This is a genomic window from Paenibacillus sp. HGH0039, assembly GCF_000411255.1.
GTDB lineage: Bacteria > Bacillota > Bacilli > Paenibacillales > NBRC-103111 > Paenibacillus_F.
In genome coordinates this window covers 1,622,937-1,640,264 of record NZ_KE150413.1, presented here as the reverse complement: position 1 = coordinate 1,640,264, position 17,328 = coordinate 1,622,937, and the positions used below count along the sequence as shown (strand labels likewise).

The 17,328-nt window shown below is 56.4% G+C and carries 22 protein-coding genes; 3 read left to right on the top strand and 19 right to left on the bottom strand.

Annotation, left to right across the window (positions count from 1 at the left end; all coding sequences use genetic code 11):
• Positions 1–131 precede the first annotated feature (131 nt).
• The 15 genes from nusB to HMPREF1207_RS21770 form a co-directional block, all read right to left on the bottom strand.
• Positions 132–593 (bottom strand): transcription antitermination factor NusB, encoded by a 462-nt coding sequence (gene nusB / locus HMPREF1207_RS21840; protein ID WP_009674912.1) that lies wholly within the window; start codon positions 591–593, stop codon positions 132–134.
• A gap of 104 nt (positions 594–697) precedes the next feature.
• Positions 698–928: a DUF2273 domain-containing protein gene (locus HMPREF1207_RS21835; RefSeq protein ID WP_009674922.1), complete on the bottom strand. Its 231-nt coding sequence runs from the start codon at positions 926–928 to the stop codon at positions 698–700.
• Positions 929–942: 14 nt separating this feature from the next.
• Positions 943–1,509, bottom strand: a complete 567-nt coding sequence (amaP, locus tag HMPREF1207_RS21830; protein WP_009674929.1) for an alkaline shock response membrane anchor protein AmaP — start codon at positions 1,507–1,509, stop codon at positions 943–945.
• A gap of 79 nt (positions 1,510–1,588) precedes the next feature.
• Complete coding sequence (locus HMPREF1207_RS21825) at positions 1,589–1,999, bottom strand: Asp23/Gls24 family envelope stress response protein (RefSeq protein WP_009674927.1); 411 nt, start codon at positions 1,997–1,999, stop codon at positions 1,589–1,591.
• An 85-nt stretch (positions 2,000–2,084) separates the two neighbouring features.
• The gene (gene accC / locus HMPREF1207_RS21820) at positions 2,085–3,443 is read right to left on the bottom strand and encodes an acetyl-CoA carboxylase biotin carboxylase subunit (protein ID WP_009674890.1); all 1,359 of its coding nucleotides are present in this window, start codon (positions 3,441–3,443) and stop codon (positions 2,085–2,087) included.
• A gap of 18 nt (positions 3,444–3,461) precedes the next feature.
• The gene (gene accB, locus HMPREF1207_RS21815) at positions 3,462–3,956 is read right to left on the bottom strand and encodes an acetyl-CoA carboxylase biotin carboxyl carrier protein (protein ID WP_009674911.1); all 495 of its coding nucleotides are present in this window, start codon (positions 3,954–3,956) and stop codon (positions 3,462–3,464) included.
• Positions 3,957–4,114: 158 nt separating this feature from the next.
• A complete protein-coding gene (locus HMPREF1207_RS21810; RefSeq protein WP_009674921.1) occupies positions 4,115–4,888 on the bottom strand; it encodes a SpoIIIAH-like family protein in 774 nt (257 codons plus the stop codon).
• Between the two features lie 97 nt (positions 4,889–4,985).
• Positions 4,986–5,627, bottom strand: a complete 642-nt coding sequence (gene spoIIIAG, locus HMPREF1207_RS21805; protein WP_009674879.1) for a stage III sporulation protein AG — start codon at positions 5,625–5,627, stop codon at positions 4,986–4,988.
• A 43-nt stretch (positions 5,628–5,670) separates the two neighbouring features.
• The gene (gene spoIIIAF / locus HMPREF1207_RS21800; RefSeq protein ID WP_009674908.1) at positions 5,671–6,453 is read right to left on the bottom strand and encodes a stage III sporulation protein AF; all 783 of its coding nucleotides are present in this window, start codon (positions 6,451–6,453) and stop codon (positions 5,671–5,673) included.
• A gap of 142 nt (positions 6,454–6,595) precedes the next feature.
• A complete protein-coding gene (gene spoIIIAE / locus HMPREF1207_RS21795; RefSeq protein ID WP_009674904.1) occupies positions 6,596–7,795 on the bottom strand; it encodes a stage III sporulation protein AE in 1,200 nt (399 codons plus the stop codon).
• A 51-nt stretch (positions 7,796–7,846) separates the two neighbouring features.
• Positions 7,847–8,239 (bottom strand): stage III sporulation protein AD, encoded by a 393-nt coding sequence (gene spoIIIAD, locus HMPREF1207_RS21790; protein ID WP_016423980.1) that lies wholly within the window; start codon positions 8,237–8,239, stop codon positions 7,847–7,849.
• A 10-nt stretch (positions 8,240–8,249) separates the two neighbouring features.
• Positions 8,250–8,453, bottom strand: a complete 204-nt coding sequence (gene spoIIIAC, locus HMPREF1207_RS21785; RefSeq protein ID WP_009674926.1) for a stage III sporulation protein AC — start codon at positions 8,451–8,453, stop codon at positions 8,250–8,252.
• 15 nt (positions 8,454–8,468) lie between these two features.
• Positions 8,469–8,990, bottom strand: coding sequence for a stage III sporulation protein SpoIIIAB (gene spoIIIAB / locus HMPREF1207_RS21780; RefSeq protein WP_009674933.1), 522 nt, complete (start codon positions 8,988–8,990; stop codon positions 8,469–8,471).
• Between the two features lie 4 nt (positions 8,991–8,994).
• A complete protein-coding gene (locus HMPREF1207_RS21775) occupies positions 8,995–10,188 on the bottom strand; it encodes a stage III sporulation protein AA (protein WP_009674931.1) in 1,194 nt (397 codons plus the stop codon).
• Positions 10,189–10,257: 69 nt separating this feature from the next.
• On the bottom strand, positions 10,258–10,524 hold the full coding sequence (locus HMPREF1207_RS21770; protein WP_009674897.1) for a YqhV family protein: 267 nt from the start codon (positions 10,522–10,524) through the stop codon (positions 10,258–10,260).
• 147 nt (positions 10,525–10,671) lie between these two features.
• Between HMPREF1207_RS21770 and HMPREF1207_RS21765 the strand changes: the two genes are divergently transcribed.
• The 3 genes from HMPREF1207_RS21765 to HMPREF1207_RS21755 all read left to right on the top strand — a co-directional run bounded on the left by HMPREF1207_RS21765 (position 10,672) and on the right by HMPREF1207_RS21755 (position 12,805).
• Positions 10,672–11,517, top strand: a complete 846-nt coding sequence (locus tag HMPREF1207_RS21765) for a phosphosulfolactate synthase (protein WP_009674910.1) — start codon at positions 10,672–10,674, stop codon at positions 11,515–11,517.
• Positions 11,507–12,244 (top strand): 2-phosphosulfolactate phosphatase, encoded by a 738-nt coding sequence (locus HMPREF1207_RS21760; protein ID WP_009674876.1) that lies wholly within the window; start codon positions 11,507–11,509, stop codon positions 12,242–12,244. Before HMPREF1207_RS21765 ends, HMPREF1207_RS21760 begins: the two co-directional genes overlap by 11 nt.
• Before the next feature lie 96 nt (positions 12,245–12,340).
• Positions 12,341–12,805: a DUF441 domain-containing protein gene (locus tag HMPREF1207_RS21755; protein WP_009674889.1), complete on the top strand. Its 465-nt coding sequence runs from the start codon at positions 12,341–12,343 to the stop codon at positions 12,803–12,805.
• 168 nt (positions 12,806–12,973) lie between these two features.
• Here the strand turns inward: HMPREF1207_RS21755 and HMPREF1207_RS21750 are convergent, their stop codons facing one another.
• From HMPREF1207_RS21750 to HMPREF1207_RS21735, 4 genes are all read right to left on the bottom strand, one after another.
• Positions 12,974–14,230 (bottom strand): aspartate kinase, encoded by a 1,257-nt coding sequence (locus HMPREF1207_RS21750; protein WP_009674895.1) that lies wholly within the window; start codon positions 14,228–14,230, stop codon positions 12,974–12,976.
• Between the two features lie 203 nt (positions 14,231–14,433).
• Positions 14,434–15,228, bottom strand: coding sequence for an ABC transporter ATP-binding protein (locus HMPREF1207_RS21745; RefSeq protein WP_009674887.1), 795 nt, complete (start codon positions 15,226–15,228; stop codon positions 14,434–14,436).
• The gene (locus HMPREF1207_RS21740) at positions 15,215–16,138 is read right to left on the bottom strand and encodes an ABC transporter permease (RefSeq protein ID WP_009674901.1); all 924 of its coding nucleotides are present in this window, start codon (positions 16,136–16,138) and stop codon (positions 15,215–15,217) included. The genes HMPREF1207_RS21745 and HMPREF1207_RS21740 overlap by 14 nt, the downstream gene beginning before the upstream one ends.
• A gap of 64 nt (positions 16,139–16,202) precedes the next feature.
• Positions 16,203–17,234 (bottom strand): ABC transporter substrate-binding protein, encoded by a 1,032-nt coding sequence (locus tag HMPREF1207_RS21735; protein ID WP_009674898.1) that lies wholly within the window; start codon positions 17,232–17,234, stop codon positions 16,203–16,205.
• Positions 17,235–17,328: the final 94 nt, after the last annotated feature.

Here is a 17,328-nt window from a genome sequence, read left to right as displayed (position 1 = left end):
GTTATCCGTTAATGGTTTTCTTTGTTTTCCTGTTATGCGTGTTGTTTCCCTATTGTAGCCCGCTATAAGCAGATAGCGCAAAGCTGCCCGGACGACTCCTCAGAAGTCCCGGCAACCGTGCGCCCGTTTCGTTACTCTTTGCCGCTGCGGATATTTTCCCTCAGCGCATCTACGTCTTTGATCATTTTGCCGAGTACGCCGTTCACGAATTTACCGGAATCGTCCGTACCGAAATGCTTCGCCAGATCGATGGCCTCGTTAACGACGACCTTTGGCGGGACATCTTCCTGAAACAGCATTTCGAATGCGGCCAGACGCAGCACTTCACGGTCTACGCGGGAAAGCCTGTCCATTTTCCAGCCTTTCAGGTAACCGGCCAGAAGCTGGTCGATCCGTTCCCGGTTGCTTAACGTGCCGTCCACGAGTTCGCGGATATACTCCGGCATAATTTTTTCCTTATGATCTACCTGAGCCTCGTTATCGTTCTCCGCCTCATGTACGGCAACGTTCACCGCTTCCGCCGCCGAAACCCCGTTCATATCGATCTGATACAAGCTCTGCAAAGCTATTTCTCTGGCTACTCTACGCCTCATTGTATGCCTCCCACATCTTAAACCGCTAGTTCGTTCGTCTACGTCTAGTATACGTCATTTTAAATCCAACCCAAACAAAAAAATCCAAGGATGAACCCAGGATTTCAGCGAAACATTCTCCATTTTTGCGTAAGAAATTGCCAAAGGCTCTGGAACGGGAGCCAAAGATCCTCTCCCCGGTCTACTTTTTTGCCGATATAATACCCCAGGAACACGATAAATGCAAAGATCAGCATATCCCAGAAGCCGAAAAACAGATAGACCAGGCCCAGAACAAGTCCGACTCCTCCGCCGGTTATCGTTCCGGGGTGCTCCTGCCACAATTTTCTCCACATGAGAGGACCCACCTCTATTCTACCCGGCTTTTAAACGTTGGGGTATTCTGCACGATATTCGCCACATAGACGGATACGCCGGAGACCGGGATTCCCGTAATCTCTTCCACGTGATTCTTGATCGCGGACTGTATTTCCTCCGTAAGTTCCGGAATGGAAGTTTCCCCGTCCACTACGGTACGGATGCCGATCTCAAGTCCGGCCTCGCTCACCTTCACACGGGCACGCAGATCGCGAACGCCGCGGCTTCTTCCGGCCGCTTTCAACGACAGATTCTCCACCGTTTCCACCGAAATCCGGATATCCCCGTATTCACTGCGCTGGTCGATAGACGGCGCTTGCGTACGGCTTCTGCGGACGGATATGTAAAAAAAGCGGATGCTGATCAGAAAAATGACGATTCCGGCACCGATCACCCATGCCTTGGATAAGGTAAAACCGCTGTCAAATACATCCTGGAGAAAATAATCGGTCGATCTCATCGGAATGAGCTGAAAAGCTGCGAGTACGGCGATGGCGGATAGGAACATGATCGCGAGGCTGAATAGAAATAACAGGAGTCTGTCCAATAGTTTGACCACAGCAAATGGCTCCTTCCGAAATAAGTGAGGAACCCCCGTCCTTAGCGGTTGGGGGTCAATGTGTAGCCGCTGCTATTTATTATTTTACGCGCAGTGCGGCTGAATCCTCTTCAACCGGCTTCTCGGCCGTCTTGAATTGGACGTCGTGAATGTGAACGTTTACTTCCACGACACTCAGCCCTGTCATCGATTCGATTGCCAATTTCACGTTCTGTTGGATCTTGCCGGCCACTTCGGGAATCCGGTGTCCGAATTCCATCACGATCGACACATCGATCGCCGCCTCGCGTTGACCGACGTTCACCTTGATGCCTTTGGCAAAGTTTTTGCGTCCGAGAAGCTCGGTAATGCCGTTGACAAAACCTCCGCTCATGCCGGCCACGCCTTCAACTTCGACGGTAGCGAGTCCCGCAATCACTTCTATGACTTCCGGAGCGATCTGAATGGTGCCCATATCTGTCTTCTCATAATCCGCTGCAATCATCGTCATCCTATGCACACCTCCTGCACGTTTGGGATAAGCCCACTAATTTAATACTATACCATTCCGGAATTTTTATGACAACGAATCCCGCTTAGGATTCCGGGTCGTTCACGTCGTGCTCTTCCAGGAATTTAATATCGAAATCTCCGCTCAGGAATTTGCGATGATTCAAAAGCTTCAAATGAAAAGGAATCGTCGTATGGACGCCATCGACTTCAAACTCGGCCAAAGCCCGCTTCATCCGGTTCACGGCTTCCTCGCGGGTCGCTCCCCATACGATCAGCTTGGCGATCATGGAATCGTAATGCGGAGGAATCACATAACCCGGGTAAGCCGCACTGTCCACGCGGACGCCTATACCGCCCGGAGGCAGGTAGAAGTTGATGCGTCCCGGCGACGGCATAAAGTTGCGCTCGGGGTCTTCCGCGTTAATCCGGCATTCGATCGACCAGCCGTTGATCTGAATATCTTCCTGCGTAAACGGAAGCGGGTTGCCTTCGGCGGCGCGGATCATTTCCTTGATCAGGTCGACGCCCGTTACGTATTCGGTGACCGGATGCTCAACCTGGATACGGGTATTCATTTCCATGAAATAGAAGTTCCCGTCCGGTCCGAGCAAAAATTCGAGCGTACCCGCGCCGGAATAGTTGACGGCCTTCGCTGCGCGAACGGCCGCTTCCCCCATCGCTTGACGAATTTCCGGCGTCAAGGTCGGGCAAGGCGCCTCTTCGACGAGCTTCTGACGGCGGCGCTGCACCGAGCAGTCGCGTTCGCCCAGATGGACCGCGTTGCCATGCTTGTCCGCAATGATCTGAATTTCGACGTGCTTCATACCCGTGAGGTACTTCTCCAGGTAAACGCCGGAGTTGCCGAAGTTCAGCTGAGCCTCCTGCTGGGCCGTCATGATATGCTGGATCAGCATATCCTCGCTCTCGGCGATCCGGATGCCTTTGCCTCCGCCGCCGGCGGTCGCTTTGATAATCAGCGGATAGCCGATGTCACGGCCGAGAGAAATGGCTTCGTCGAGGTCTTCGATCAGTCCGTCGGAGCCGGGAATAACGGGAACGCCCGCTTCCTTCATCGTCTGCTTCGCGACTGCCTTGTCCCCCATTTTGGTAATGGCTTCCGGGGAAGGGCCGATAAACGTGATGTTGCAGCTTTCGCAGATTTCCGCGAAATCCGCATTCTCCGCCAGAAACCCGTAACCCGGGTGAATGGCGTCCGTATCCGTGAGCGTGGCCACGCTCATGATATTTGTAAAATTCAAATAGCTGTCTTTGGAAGGCGTAGGTCCGATGCAGTACGCTTCGTCGGCAAGACGGACGTGAAGAGCGTCCCGGTCCGCTTCCGAATAGACGGCAATCGTCTGAATGCCAAGTTCACGGCAGGCGCGAATAATCCGCACGGCAATTTCACCGCGGTTTGCAATTAAGACTTTCTGAAAACCCATTTTGTTCCCTCCGTTCAATTACTCCGGCTTCACCAAGAACAGAGGCTGGCCGTACTCGACAAGTTGGCCGTTCTCGACCAGGATTTCAACGATTTCGCCTTTTACTTCCGCTTCGATCTCATTCATCAGCTTCATGGCTTCCACAATGCAGACGACCGATTTCTCGTTCACGTTAGAACCTTTCGAAACAAACGGGGCAGATCCCGGAGAGGAAGCCTGGTAGAATGTGCCTACCATAGGCGATACGATTTTATGTAAGGTAGAATCCGATTCCTTCTGTTCATCCGCTTTCGGAGCTTCTGAGGCCACTTGTGCGTGAGCGCTTCCGGGTACCGCTTGAGCAATGACCGGCGCGTACGCTTGCTGCACGGGAGCCGCCGTAACGACTACGGACTCGGTTTTGTTAGGTTTGCGTATCGACAGACGCGCACCTTCGTTTTCAATTTCGAGTTCCTGCAGGGACGTCTGGTCCATTAGTTTCATTAATTCTTTAATTTCGCTCAGCTTGAACATCCATGTCACTCCTTCAAAAATGGTGAACCGATGCCGTAATACGACGTATGTATTATATCACAACCGCAAGAAATGGAAAGAGTCCAGTTTGTCCGGACTCTTTCCACTCGTGATTAATATGCGGTTTATGCGGCCGGGAGGGCTTTTCTTAAGGCCGTTTATTTCACGTACTGGACCGAAATTTCGGGTCCGACCTTCAGTTCTTTCATCACCGTTTCCACGATGGAAACCGCCTGGCTTTTCTCCAGTTTATCCGACTGTACGGTCACTTTCCACTTGCTTCCGTCCTGGGTCAGAACCGCATTCGGATAGTCTTTGGAGAGAACGTCCTCCACATTCGTCACGCGCGTGTTCGTGTCTTCGATCTGCTGAAGCTCCTGCTGTGCTTTGCTCACCGCATCAGAGGACTGATTTTTATCGGTGATGAGCGTCAGCAGCTCTTCGGTCTTCTTGGAGAGGGCGTCCTGGCGGTCGAGCTGAAGCTTCGTCAGGTAGTCACGGCCGGATTTGCTGCTGGCCTGCGTCTGCTGGCTGACTTTGGCTTCCGCCGAAGCCGGAGCGGCCGCCGCATCTTTGTCGTCTTTCGAGGCGGTTGCGCCCGTCTTGGAGTCCTGTGCCTTGCCATCGCCTGCCTTGGCCTCCGCTTTCGCATCGGTTTTCGTGTCGGTTTTGGCATCGGTTTTGGCATCCGCTGTCGTCTTCGTATCGCCCGCCTTCGCACCGGCCGCTTTGTCTGCGGAAGCTTTACCCGCTTCGGCGACGGCCTGCTCCGGAGACACCTGGCTGAGATCGATCTTGACTTCGTCCGCTTTAGGGGCCGTAGAAGCGACATCCACCTTGCTGACATCCTCGGTAAACAGGTAATAAGCGGACAGTACGACCATCAGGCTAAGCATGGAAACGAGCCATATTGTTTGTCTTTTGGCATTCATGGAATAATTCCTCCTAACGGATTAATAAGTTATGGGGTGGCTGTAAAGCCGCTTTACATTTATGCCGGAATGCAGGGTCCTCCTTGCAAGCCCCCCGCTATTCGGCCGTTTTCCTCGGGAGAATGGAAATCCGGTGAACCGGAACGTCGATGCCCCGGGCGACGGCTTCGATCATCATTTTCTTGACGGTCAGATCTTCGGCCCCTTTGGCGACTACAAGGACGCCGCTCACTTTGGGTTTGATCGTCTTGACGACAAGGGGCTGCTGATCGCCCGACACCTGATAGAGCACGACTTTGCCTTCCTTCGTAACCTGGGAAATATTCCGGTTGGCGCCATTGGTATCTTTTTCCGTCGTCAGCTGCTGATTTTCCTTCGAATCCTTCTCCACGACGATTTCTTCCGTAGATTCGATCGTAATCAGTACTTCCACGTCTCCTACGCCGACTACTTTACGGAGAATATCGCGGAGCCGGGATTCGTAGGCTTCCTCGTATTCCCGGAAAGGCGTCTTGTCTTTGGCCGCTCCGCCCATAAACGTCTCTTTGCCCGGCTGGGTCGAAGGAGACGCCCGGCTGTCGCCGGCAGGCTCCACTTCTTTGAAATTGAGAAACGAGCTTAAAATCATCAAGGCGGCACCGACCAGACCGAGCAGTACAATCCAAAGAAAGGAATTGGAACGTTTGCCGTCCTCGCCTGTCCCGAACCATTTACTCCTCCACTGCTTCCAAAAGCCCATCCGCTCACCTCACCATCGCTCCCTGCCGCTTCTTCTGGTTTTCCTAAAGCTTCGACTGTTCCTTCGTCCATTGCACTGAAATGTGAGACGGGTCAACCTTCCAGCCAAGCTCCGCCGCCTTGGCGAGCTTCCGCTCCGCTTCCCGCTGCGCCGGGCTCGGCTGCTCTCCGGTCTGGGCGGAAACGGCTCTTCCGCCCGGGCCGCTCGCGCCGCCGATGCGGACGTCCACGGGCGCAATGGGCGCGACCGGCTTGACCGGCGTCATGCCGGAGCCTCCGGCTTCACCCGCGGGGGCGCTGCCGTACTCATCCGGCTCCGCAGCCGGAGATGCCGCGCCGTCCAGCGTCAGCTCGACGCTTGCCACCGATGCGGCACCCTGCCCGTCCACCGCCGTCTTCACCCGGATATCCCGGATGGGATAAGGCGTTTCGTTCTGCAGCGTCTGCCTCATCTCGGCGGCAAGCTTCTCTTCCAGCAGGCGGACCGCTTGTTCCCGGCTGCCCGCCTGGAGCCGGTCCGCCTGCTCCATGACTGCCTGCAGCGATGCCGGCTGGCCGGAAGGACCGGCCCCTGCGGGTGTCTGACGTCCGCCTGCCGCGCCGCCCCCGAGCTGCTGTCCCAGCTGAGCCTCGGCGAGAAGCCTTGCCGGGTCCCAGTTTTTGCGGGTCAACTGCAGCACGGGCGAAAGAAGCGTCAGCAGGATGAACAGGCTCATGGCCGTCCGGACATACCGCTGCATCTTGTTCGTCGGGAGCATCAGCTCGATAAACGTGGCGAGCAGAATCAGGGCGACGACCGTCTTAAGCCAACCGCCTAGCCAATCCACGGGGCAAGCCTCCTTCTTAGGCGAGCAAGCCCCCATCCGGCCGCTCCAGGTTGTTTGAGCTTGTTCGCCTATGCTTGTATATATTCGTCCGCATCTCGGGATATACCAATTTTTTTGACGGAAACTTGCGGGTCATACCAATCTAGCGCACCATCACGGCGATATTCCCGGCCGTTATCATAATCGTCAGGGCCAGGAAGAACATGAGGCCTACGGCCGATAAGGCGGCGAACACATACACCATGCTTTTGCCGATCGTGGACAAGCAGGCGATAATGGGGCTGTCGCCCAGAGGCTGCATGACCGCCGCACAAATGTGATAGATCAGAGCCAGCACCAAAATTTTGATCGCCGGGAACGCGCACAGCAGAATCACGATGACGACCCCGGTCAGGCCGACCGCATTCTTCACAAGCAGCGAGGCTCCCAGCACGGTCTCCGTCGCGTCCGAGAACAGCCTGCCCACGATCGGGATAAAATTGCCCGCAATATATTTGGCGGTCCGCAGCGTCACGCCGTCGGTTACGGCTCCCATGCTCCCCTGCACGGAAATGACGCCCAGAAACACGGTCACGAATACCCCAAGTGTGCCGATGGCGATTTTTTGGAGAAGCTTCGCCAGTTGGGTTACTTTATACTTGTCCGTCATGGAACTGACGATATGAAGAACGGCCGAGAAGAACAGCAGCGGAAACACGAATACGTAGATCACCGTACCGATGGTATGGATCATGAACACGATCAGGGGATGCAAAATCGCCACCGACGTGATCCCCCCCGATGAAGCGAGCAGGGACAGCAGAAGAGGCATAAGGGCGATCATAAACTGGATCATGGACGAGATCGCGCCGTTAGCGTATTCGATAGCCACCTGGAAACTGTTCACGGCTATGATCAGCAGCACGAGATAAGACACGACGAAGGCCACCTTGCTGACATTGTTGCGTTCAAACGAGGTCTGCAGCGTCTCCAGCAGCATGCTGAACACGGTCAGGATCACAATCGACACGAGAAGCTTCCCGTTGACCACAATCTCGTGAAACAGGTATTTCAGCGCCCCTTTCCACAGGTTGGAGAAATCGAACGTTTTGGCCCCGGTGATCAGATCGGAAAAGCTCGGGGGCCGGTTATCGGGAAAATAGCCCCCGTATTCTTTCATCAGCTTGTCCCAGAATTTCTCGACGGACTCCGTGTCAAGCTGGTTCGTCTGCTCTTTTACAAGTGTATCGATCGGGTTTGCGGGGTTAAGATTTTGCGCTCCCGTGTGGCTGAGGAAGCTTAAGAATAGTGCGACGAATAAGACGAGGGTTGTCCACGTCCGGTGCGACAGCTGCTGCGCCAATGCTCTCCACTCCCTATCCGGTCCGCCTCCGGCACACGCTTGTCCGGTTGATCAGGTGGACGGAAACAGTTTAATCACGGTTTCGATAATGACGGTGATGATCGGAATGGCCATGACCATAATGAGAATTTTGCCGGAAAGCTCGATTTTCGAAGCGATTGATTCCTGTCCGGCATCCCTAACGATCTGCGCCCCGAATTCCGCTATGTACGCGATGCCGATGATTTTGAGGATCGTTTTCAAAAACACCATATTGACGCCGGACTGCTGCGCCAGATTATGGAGCACTTCAATGACCGAAGCGATTTTGCCGATCAGAAAAAGAAAAATCAGGATGCCCGTAAACGCCGCCAGCAGGAAAGCGAACATCGGCTTCTGTTCTTTGATAATGAGGATGAGGACGGTGGCGACCAGGCCGAGTCCGACGATTTGAATAATCTCCACGTCATCCCCCCTACTGGAACAAAAAGATGGTTTTGATTTCCTGGAACAAATTATCGAGCAGCCTCACCACCATAAACAGCACGACGACGAAACCGATGACCGTTACCCAATGGGCCATGTCTTCTTTCCCCATCTGCTTCAACACCGTGTGGATCATGGCGATAATAATCCCGATCCCGGCGATCTGGAAAATGGCGTTTACATCTACGTTCATGTTCGGCACCCCACTTTAATACATCAAAATAACGATCAGTGCTCCCACCAGGACGCCCAGGCTCTTCCACATCGCTTCGTATCGCTTCTGCTCTTCCGCAGCCGTCGTCTCTTCGGCCTGGAGCTGGAGAACCGACAGGCGCAAATGCTTGGCCTGATCGGTACGGTCGCTGGCCCCGAGCGTCTGCCCGAGCCGGAGGACGACCTGCAGCTCGGCCGGTTTCATCGCGGAGTTCCGCCAGCCGTGCTGCACAGCGTCGCGCCAGATGGCGCTCAGCGTGTCGTCTTGCGGCTCCGACAGGCGGTCCGCCACCTCGCGGAACACACCCGCCAAAGGCGCCCGCGTCTGCTCGCTCAGCGTGGCGATCGCGTCGGGCAGCGGCGTCGAGCCGTAGACGATTTCCGTCTCCAGCCGCTGGAGCGCCTGGATCATTTCCCGGATCTGCTGCGGCCGTCTCCGGTACCTTCTCGCTTTGGCGAATCCGAAGCCCGCTCCGGCTCCGAGCACGAGCGCGGCTCCCGCAAGTTTGACCCACATCGCTTCATCCCCTTCCGCCGGTTGAAAATAAAGTCTCCCAGCCGCTTGGCTTCCCTTCGGCCGGAGCATTGTAAGCGCCGAAGACGGCAAGCTGGCGGCCGTCCCCGTCCAGCACTTGCACGAGGCGCCCGCCCGCGGCCGAACGGCCGAGAATCACGTAGCGGCCGAAAACGCCGCTTTCGAGCAGTTCCCGCAGGACCGGTCTGCGCTTCACATCGCCCAGATCCCGTCCGTGAGCCGTGGCGATGATCCGGATGCCCGCATGAAGGGCCTCGCGGATAGCCTCGGCGTCTTCATGACGCCCGATCTCATCCACGATCAGCACCTCGGGGGACATCGAGCGGATCATCATCATCATGCCCTCCGCTTTCGGGCAGGCGTCCAGCACATCGGTGCGCGGCCCGAGGTCGAAGCGCGGCACCCCCCGCTCGGAAGCGGCGATTTCGGAGCGCTCGTCGACGATGCCGACTTTCCAGCCGGCGCGCCTCTGCGGACGGTCCGGCGCGGACGGCCTGCGGGCGGGCTCCCGGCTCCCGGCTTCGAGACCGGAACCGGTCGACGAGGTCCGAGTGCTGCCCGGTCCGCCCGGCAAGCCAGGCCCGCCGCCCGGGTTGCCGCAAGGCCCCGCGCCGGGACCGCCGGCTGCCGGAAGCGGGGTTTCGCCGCTGCTGATCATCCGCGCCAGATCGCGGATCAGCGTCGTTTTTCCCAGCTGGGGAGGCGAAATCAGGAGCGTATGGTGAACCGTGTCCGCCTCCCGGTCAAGGAGATGAGGCAGAACCGGTTTGCCGGCTCCGGGGAGTTCCCTCGCGATCCGGATGTTAAACGAGCTGACATCGCGGATATGTTTGACGTTTCCCCCTTCGAGGACGACCCGCCCCGCCAGCCCTACCCGGTGACCTCCCGGAATCGTGATAAAGCCGCGCTTTAGTTCCTCCTCGAAAGAATAGAAGGAGTGGCGGGTCAACAGTTCGAGCAGACTTTTGCACTCTTCACGAGACGGCCTGTACGCCCGCGAGGCGTCGGCGTCCGTCAGCCCTTCACGCGTAACGAACGCGCAGCGCCGGTCAAACACGATCTCAAGGGGACGGTCCTGACGGATCCGGATTTCTTCCAGCCCCGAACGCAGGTGCGCCGGCAGCGATTCCAGTATCCCGCGTATGGAAGCTGGCAGATGGGCGAATACGGACGCAAGCACAGCCTCACCTCCGGAATTGTCTTGTCCTTTGTCTTTATATGTATGTCCCGGTGCAGTGAATATGTCGGTTTACTTTTTGAGAATGCCGATAAAAATGCAGCTGACGCCGGCCACGACCCAGAGCATTTTGCCGAAGGAAAGTTTCTCCGCAATGCCGACCAGTCCGATAGTAGTCGTCGCCAGAAGAATCAGCGGTCCCGCCATGGCTAGACCCGTATTAACGAGGAGCGCTTTTTCAATCTGGTTAAAACGGATCATCAGCAGCGCCGCAATAATTTCCAGCGATCCCGACAGCAGACGCAAAGACGCCATGCTAAGCACGATTTTGTTAATCACAGCCGTCACCTCTCCTTTTTTTGCAGCTATTCGATTCACCATATGCGGGCCTGTCTGATTTTAGGCATACGCGGCACCTACCCAGAAGCGCCCGCATAAGATGACTACGAAATTTACTCCACCGGAAAGTACTGAGGTGAGGACGTTATGGAAGAGTCTTCTTGCAAAAAGTGGCATCCGACTCTCGCCGATCCGACAGGGTGCCGTCAGAGCAAACCCCGGGCACTCGGGAAAACGATGGTGATGGATAAAGGCCTCGGCCTGAACGCTTACGACGATTTGCTGCAGGCCGCAGGAGAACATGTGGACTATATCAAGCTGGGCTTCGGCACTTCCCCGCTTTATCCGCGAGAGCTGCTCCGGCACAAGATCGAACGGGCGAAGGTCTTGGGGATCGACGTCTATCCCGGAGGCACCTTTTTGGAGGTGGCGGTTCAAGAAGGACTTATTTCGTCTTATTTCGACACCGTGGCGGCTTTGGGCTTCACCTGCGTCGAAATATCGGACGGAACGATTGAGCTGGACCGCAGTCTCCGCAGCGAGCTGATCGTCCGGGGAATCGAGGCCGGGCTTAAGGTGATCACGGAGTACGGCAAAAAATGCTGGGGGTCTTCGGTAGAAGCGGAGGCGCTGGTCGCTACGGTAACCGGGGATGTGGAAATGGGCGCGGAGCTCGTTACGATCGAAGCCCGGGAATCGGGGATCGGAGTCGGTATCTTCGACGAGAACGGCGCCTGTAAAGACGAAGAGCTGAACGGTGTGCTCCGCTCGGTCCCCAGCCCCGATATTCTTCTCTGGGAGGCTCCGCTCAAAAACCAGCAGATTCACCTGCTGGAGCTGCTGGGTCCGGACGTTCACCTGGGCAACGTCGCTCCGGCCGATGTGATCGCCCTGGAGGCGCTGCGCCGCGGCCTGCGTTCCGATACGCTTCACTTCGGAGAACGACTCAGAAAAAGCGCCCGGGAAGAAGGCGCCAGAGTCCATGCGGATTGACGTCATCCCTTCCCTGAGCGAAGTGCGAAGCGAGCTGCTGGCCGGACGGACCGCTATCGTCATCGACGTGCTCCGGGCGACGACCACGATCGTTGCCGCGCTGGAGAGCGGCAGCGCCGGGGTTCTTGCCGCCGAGTCCGTCCAGCAGGCGGTCATGCTGCGCGGGAAGCGGGATGTGCTCGGCGGGGAACGCCGCTGCCGGCGCATTCCCGGCTTCGACCTCGGCAACTCGCCGCTGGAGTACACGCCCGAAGCCGTTGGCGGCCGCAGGGTCGTGCTGACCACGACCAACGGCACACGGGCGCTGCAGAAGGCCGCTCCGGCGGACAAAATCGTGGCCGCCGCCCTGCTGAACGGCGAGGCGTGCGCCAGGGCCGCCGCCGGGTGGAAGCGCGACATCGCGCTTCTGTGCGCGGGAACGGCAGGCGCGTTCTGCTTCGAGGACGGCCTCTGCGCCGGACTCATCGTCTCCGCGCTGCAGAGGCTCTGCGGGAGCGCCGCCGACGTCAGCGATCTCGGCCGCAGCCTTGCGGCCTGCTACGAGCGGCATGCGGACGATCCCGCCGCGCCGCTGGCAGCCTGCGACAGCGGGCGCAGGCTGGCTTCCATCGGCTGCGAAGCGGACATCGCCTTCGCCGCCCGCGTGAATGTCTCGGACATCGTCCCCCTGCTGAGAGACGACGTCCTCGTCCCCTGGGCGCCCGCCAGGGAGCATCTCTCCCGCTGAACGGGGGCGTTTTTCCGCACGCCTGCAAGAGCCGCTTCGTTCTAAAACTTGTCCCCGCTCATACAATAAAGGGAGACTGGTACAAGGGGTTTTCTCATGAACGGAGATCTGCTTCTCGTTATACTGATCATTGTGGGCCTGATCGGACGCTCCCCCATCATTACAACGGCGGCTTGTGTCCTGCTCGTCGTCAAATTGATCAGCCTGGACCGCTATCTGCCCGCCATCGAACGAAGAGGGCTGGAGCTCGGGCTGCTGTTTCTGACGATGGGCGTGCTCGTCCCTTTCGCGAGCGAACGGATTTCGTATAAAGATATCTTGACGGTATTTACGACTTGGCCCGGCATTCTCGCTCTGTCCGGCGGCGCCATCGCCACTTACATGAACGGCAAAGGGCTCGATTTATTGAAAATCGATCCGCAACTGATCGTCGGGCTCGTGATCGGCTCTATTTTCGGCATCATTTTTATGCGCGGGATTCCCGTCGGGCCCTTGATGGCGGCAGGCATTACAGCCGTTTTGCTGAAAATATTCACGTTCGTCGCGGATCGAATCTCCTGAGTTCTGAACGTCCGGATTTTTACAGCCTGTAAATAAAAAAGAGCCGAACTGTCTTCAGACAGTTCGGCGCCTTGCCGGCCTCCCGAGGCCGGTTTTATTTTGGTTATTTTCATGCTTCAGCTTAGAAGGCTGCGGTTGCGGGACGACTAACCCGACCGGAACGACGAATTAACGTCTGTCCTGCGGGCCGCCTACGAATACCTGCTCCTGGGCGTCGAGTCCGTAAGCCGTGTGGAGAACTTGAACGGCTTCCGCCAGCAGCTTGCCTTCGATCACGCAGGAAATTTTGATTTCCGACGTGGACACCATGTTGATGCTGACGCCGATTTTCGAGAGCTCGTCGAACATTTTGGCCGCCACTCCAGGTGTGCTGACCATACCTGCGCCGACGATCGAGATTTTAACGAGATCGCCTTCGGAAGTCACTTCGCGGAAACCGATCTCACCACGGATGCCTTCGATGGTCTGAAGCGCCTTGTCGCGGTCGGAAAGCGAGACGGAGAAGGAGAAATCGGCCAGGCCGTTTAACACGCCGCTTTGTACGATAATATCCACGTCAATCTGCTGCGCCGCCAGGGATGTAAATACTTTGGCCAGCTGGCCCGGTTTGTCCGGTACGCCCAGAATGCTGATTCTTGCGATATTTTTATCGTAGGCGATGCCTCTTACGACAATTCCTTGTTCCATCTCCGCTTCCTCCTTGACATACGTGCCTTCGTTTTGAGTGAAACTCGAACGAACGACAAGCGCCACATTGTAATTTTTGGCATATTCCACTGCACGGGGGTGCAGGACCGCAGCTCCCAGATTGGCAAGCTCCAGCATCTCGTCATACGAGATTTCTTTCAATTTTCGCGCATTTTTGACAACACGGGGGTCGGTTGTGTAGATCCCGTCTACGTCTGTGTAAATTTCGCATAGATCGGCATGAATCGCCGCGGCCAATGCTACAGCGGTCGTATCGGATCCGCCGCGTCCGAGCGTCGTGATCTCGCCGTCTTCGGTCATGCCCTGGAAGCCTGCCACGATCACGACGTTGTCTTTCTCAAGCGCCGTATGAATCCTGTGCGGCTGAATGTCGGTGATACGGGCTTTGCCGTGCAGGTCTTCCGTGATCATGCCGCTCTGCCAGCCGGTGTAGGAAACGGCGGGTTCACCCAGATTTTGAATCGCCATCGATAAAAGCGCGACCGAAACCTGCTCTCCCGTGGTCAGCAGCATATCCATTTCTCTTGCCGGCGGTGCGCCGTCATACAACTGTCTGGACAAATCGATGAGATCGTCCGTCGTGTCGCCCATCGCGGAAACGACCACGACACAGCGGTGTCCTTCTCTTTTGCGGTCCACGATCCGCTTGGCCACGCGTTTCATCCGTTCGGCATCGCCAACGGAGCTGCCGCCGAATTTCATCACAATTAAAGACAACCCTGTTCACTCCCTATGCTTGCAAATGAATAATTGTAGATCATTATAGCATAAACGTTCGGAATTGTGGGAGCGGAAAACTCCACTTTCCGACATTTCCCCTTATCCCTAGAAGAAATAGAGGAAATCCCGTTCTATTTGTCCGTAAAAAAAGAAAGCTTGCCCGCTCCGTTGTCCGGAAGCAGACACGCTTTCCTTGACGTTCAGCCCAGTACCACCCGATCGTCGACGAACTTCTCGCCGCGGATTTTTTCGAATTCCCGGAGCAGTTTCTCCACGGTCAGATCCTGTTTGGAAGCCGCCGGGATGTCGAGTATGATCCGGCCTTTGTCCATCATGATCAGCCGGTTGCCGAGCCGGATAGCCTGCTCCATGTTGTGCGTCACCATCAGCGTCGTGAGCTTGGACTCCTCCACGATCTGCTTCGTCAGCCGGGTAATGAGCTCCGCACGCGACGGATCGAGAGCCGCCGTGTGCTCATCCAGCAGAAGAATATTCGGCTGTGTGAAGGTAGCCATCAGCAGGCTGAGCGCCTGGCGCTCGCCTCCGGAGAGAAGGCCGACCTTGGCGTTCAGCCGGTTTTCCAGGCCGATGCCGAGCCGCTCCAGATGTTCCTTGAACGCAAGTTTCCTCTGCTTGGTCACACCGAGACCGAAGCCTCTTTTGCCGGCACGAGTATGCGCCATGGCAAGGTTTTCCTGGATGGACATGGTCGGTGCCGTGCCCGCCATCGGGTCCTGGAAAACGCGGCCGATCCAGCGGCTCCGCTTGTGCTCGGAGAGCGACGTGATGTCTTTGCCCTCGATCCGGACGACGCCGTAATCGGGCTGCATGACGCCGGAAATGACATTCATGAGGGTGGACTTTCCCGCTCCGTTGCTGCCGATGACCGTGACGAAATCGCCCTGAGCGAGATGAAGCTGAATGTCCGAAAGAGCGACCTTCTCATCCGGAGTGGCCGGATTGAATATTTTCGATGCGCGATCAATGTGAAGCATGTTCCACACCTCCGCTCTTCTCCGCCAGCTCTGCTTTCCGTTTGCGGATAACCGCTCTCTGCTTCAGTGACCCCTGAATTTTCGGCAGCGTTAACGCGATGACGACGATCAGTGCCGTCATCAGCTTCATGTCCGTCGATTCCAGACCGACTTGCAGCGCAATCGCCACGACGAATCGGTAGATGATGGCGCCGAGAACCACGGCAAACGTGGCGCGGATGATCGTTTTGGCCCCGAACAGCGCTTCCCCGATAATGACGGAAGCCAGACCGATAACGATCATGCCTACGCCCATCTGCATGTCCGAAAATTCTAAATACTGGGCAAACAACGCACCGGACAATGCTACAAGCCCGTTCGAGAGGGAAACCCCGAGGATAATCGTGTTATCGGTGTTGACGCCGAAGCTGCGGATCATCCGTTTGTTGTCTCCCGTAGCCCGAAGCGCAAGACCAAGCTCCGTATGAAGAAACCAATCCAGCGCCAGCTTGATGGCGACCACGACAATCGGCAAGATATACAATATTAATTCCTTGTCAAGCAGAACTTCGCTTCCGAACAGCGAAATCGTAGCCTTGCCCATAATTCTCAGATTGATCGAATACAGCGCGATCATCATAAGAATCCCCGAAAGAAGGGCATTAATTTTGCCTTTTGTATGCAGCAGTCCGGTAACAAGACCCGCAACCGCTCCCCCCGCGAATGCGGCGAGTGTGGCGAGCAAAGGAGACACCCCGTGCGTAATCATTACCGCCGCGATGGAAGCCCCCGTCGTAAAGCTTCCGTCTACGGTCAAGTCCGGAAAATCCAAGATGCGGAAGGTAATGTAAACGCCGAGTGCCATTATCGCGTAAAACAGCCCTTGCTCCAGCGATCCCTGTGCGACCGTTCCCCAATCGATGGTCATCATGTTCACTCCGTTTCGTGTTCAATCATAAGGCGGCTTCGAAATCCGAAGCCGCCCCCATTTCTTCTTATTCAAACAGGTTGGCCTTTTCTTTCACTTCCGCTTTCATTGCGTCCGTGACTTCAATGCCCATATTTTTAGCTGCTTTCATGTTGATGGCCAGATCGAGCTTTTTCGGATACCCGACCGGAATGTCCGAAGGCTTTTTGCCGTTTTTCAAAATTTCCACGGCTTGAAGACCTGTCGTATATCCCAAATCGTAGTAGTTGGAGCCGTAGCCCGCAAAACCGCCGGCTTTAACGGAATCGTTCTCGCCTACGAACAGGGGTTTCTTGCCCTGCTCCGCCACCTGGATCACCGCGTTCAAGGCGGAAACGACCGTGTTGTCGAGCGGCACGTAGAGCGCGTCGGCTTTGCCGATCAGCGACTCGGCCGCCTGCTTCACTTCGGAGCTGTTGGAGGGCGATGCCTTGACGACCTTGATGTTGTGTTTGGCGAACGCTTCCGTCGCCTGCTTTATCTGCACCTGGGAGTTCCGCTCTCCTTCGTTCGCCACGATCCCGATCGTCTTGACGTTAGGGAAATGCTTGCCCACAAACTCCGTCAGCTGATCGACGGCCTTGGGATCCAAGTCCGAGGTGCCCGTTACGTTGCCGCCCGGCTTCTCGATGCTTTTCACGAGCTTCGCGTCGACGGGGTCTGTCACAGCCGTAAACAGGACGGGTGCGTCTTTGACAGTCTGCGCCGCGGCAAGCGCGGACGGAGTGGCGATGCCAAGTACGAGGTCTTTTTTGTCGGCCGCGAATTTCTGGGCAATCGAAGTGTTGTTGTTCATATCGTTCTGCGCATTCTGGTAGTCGATCTCGGCCGTTTTCTTGTCTTCATAGCCGTTGTCCTTGAGAGCGGCGATAAACCCTTGGCGGGCGGCGTCCAGAGACGGATGCTCGACGATCTGCATAATGCCGATTTTCACTTTTTTGCCTTCGGGAGCCGTGGAGGCCCCGCCGCCGGTTGATTCCGGTGCCGCCTGTTTGCCGCAGCCCGCGGCGGTGACCAAAGAAGCCGCCAATAAAAGCGTAACGAACGGTTTCATTTTCATTTTTGTTTTCCCCCTAAAATTAACCATCGGTTGAATTAATGTTTTACTGCATGAAAGCATAAAACCTGTAAAGCGTTATTGTTATAATAACCCG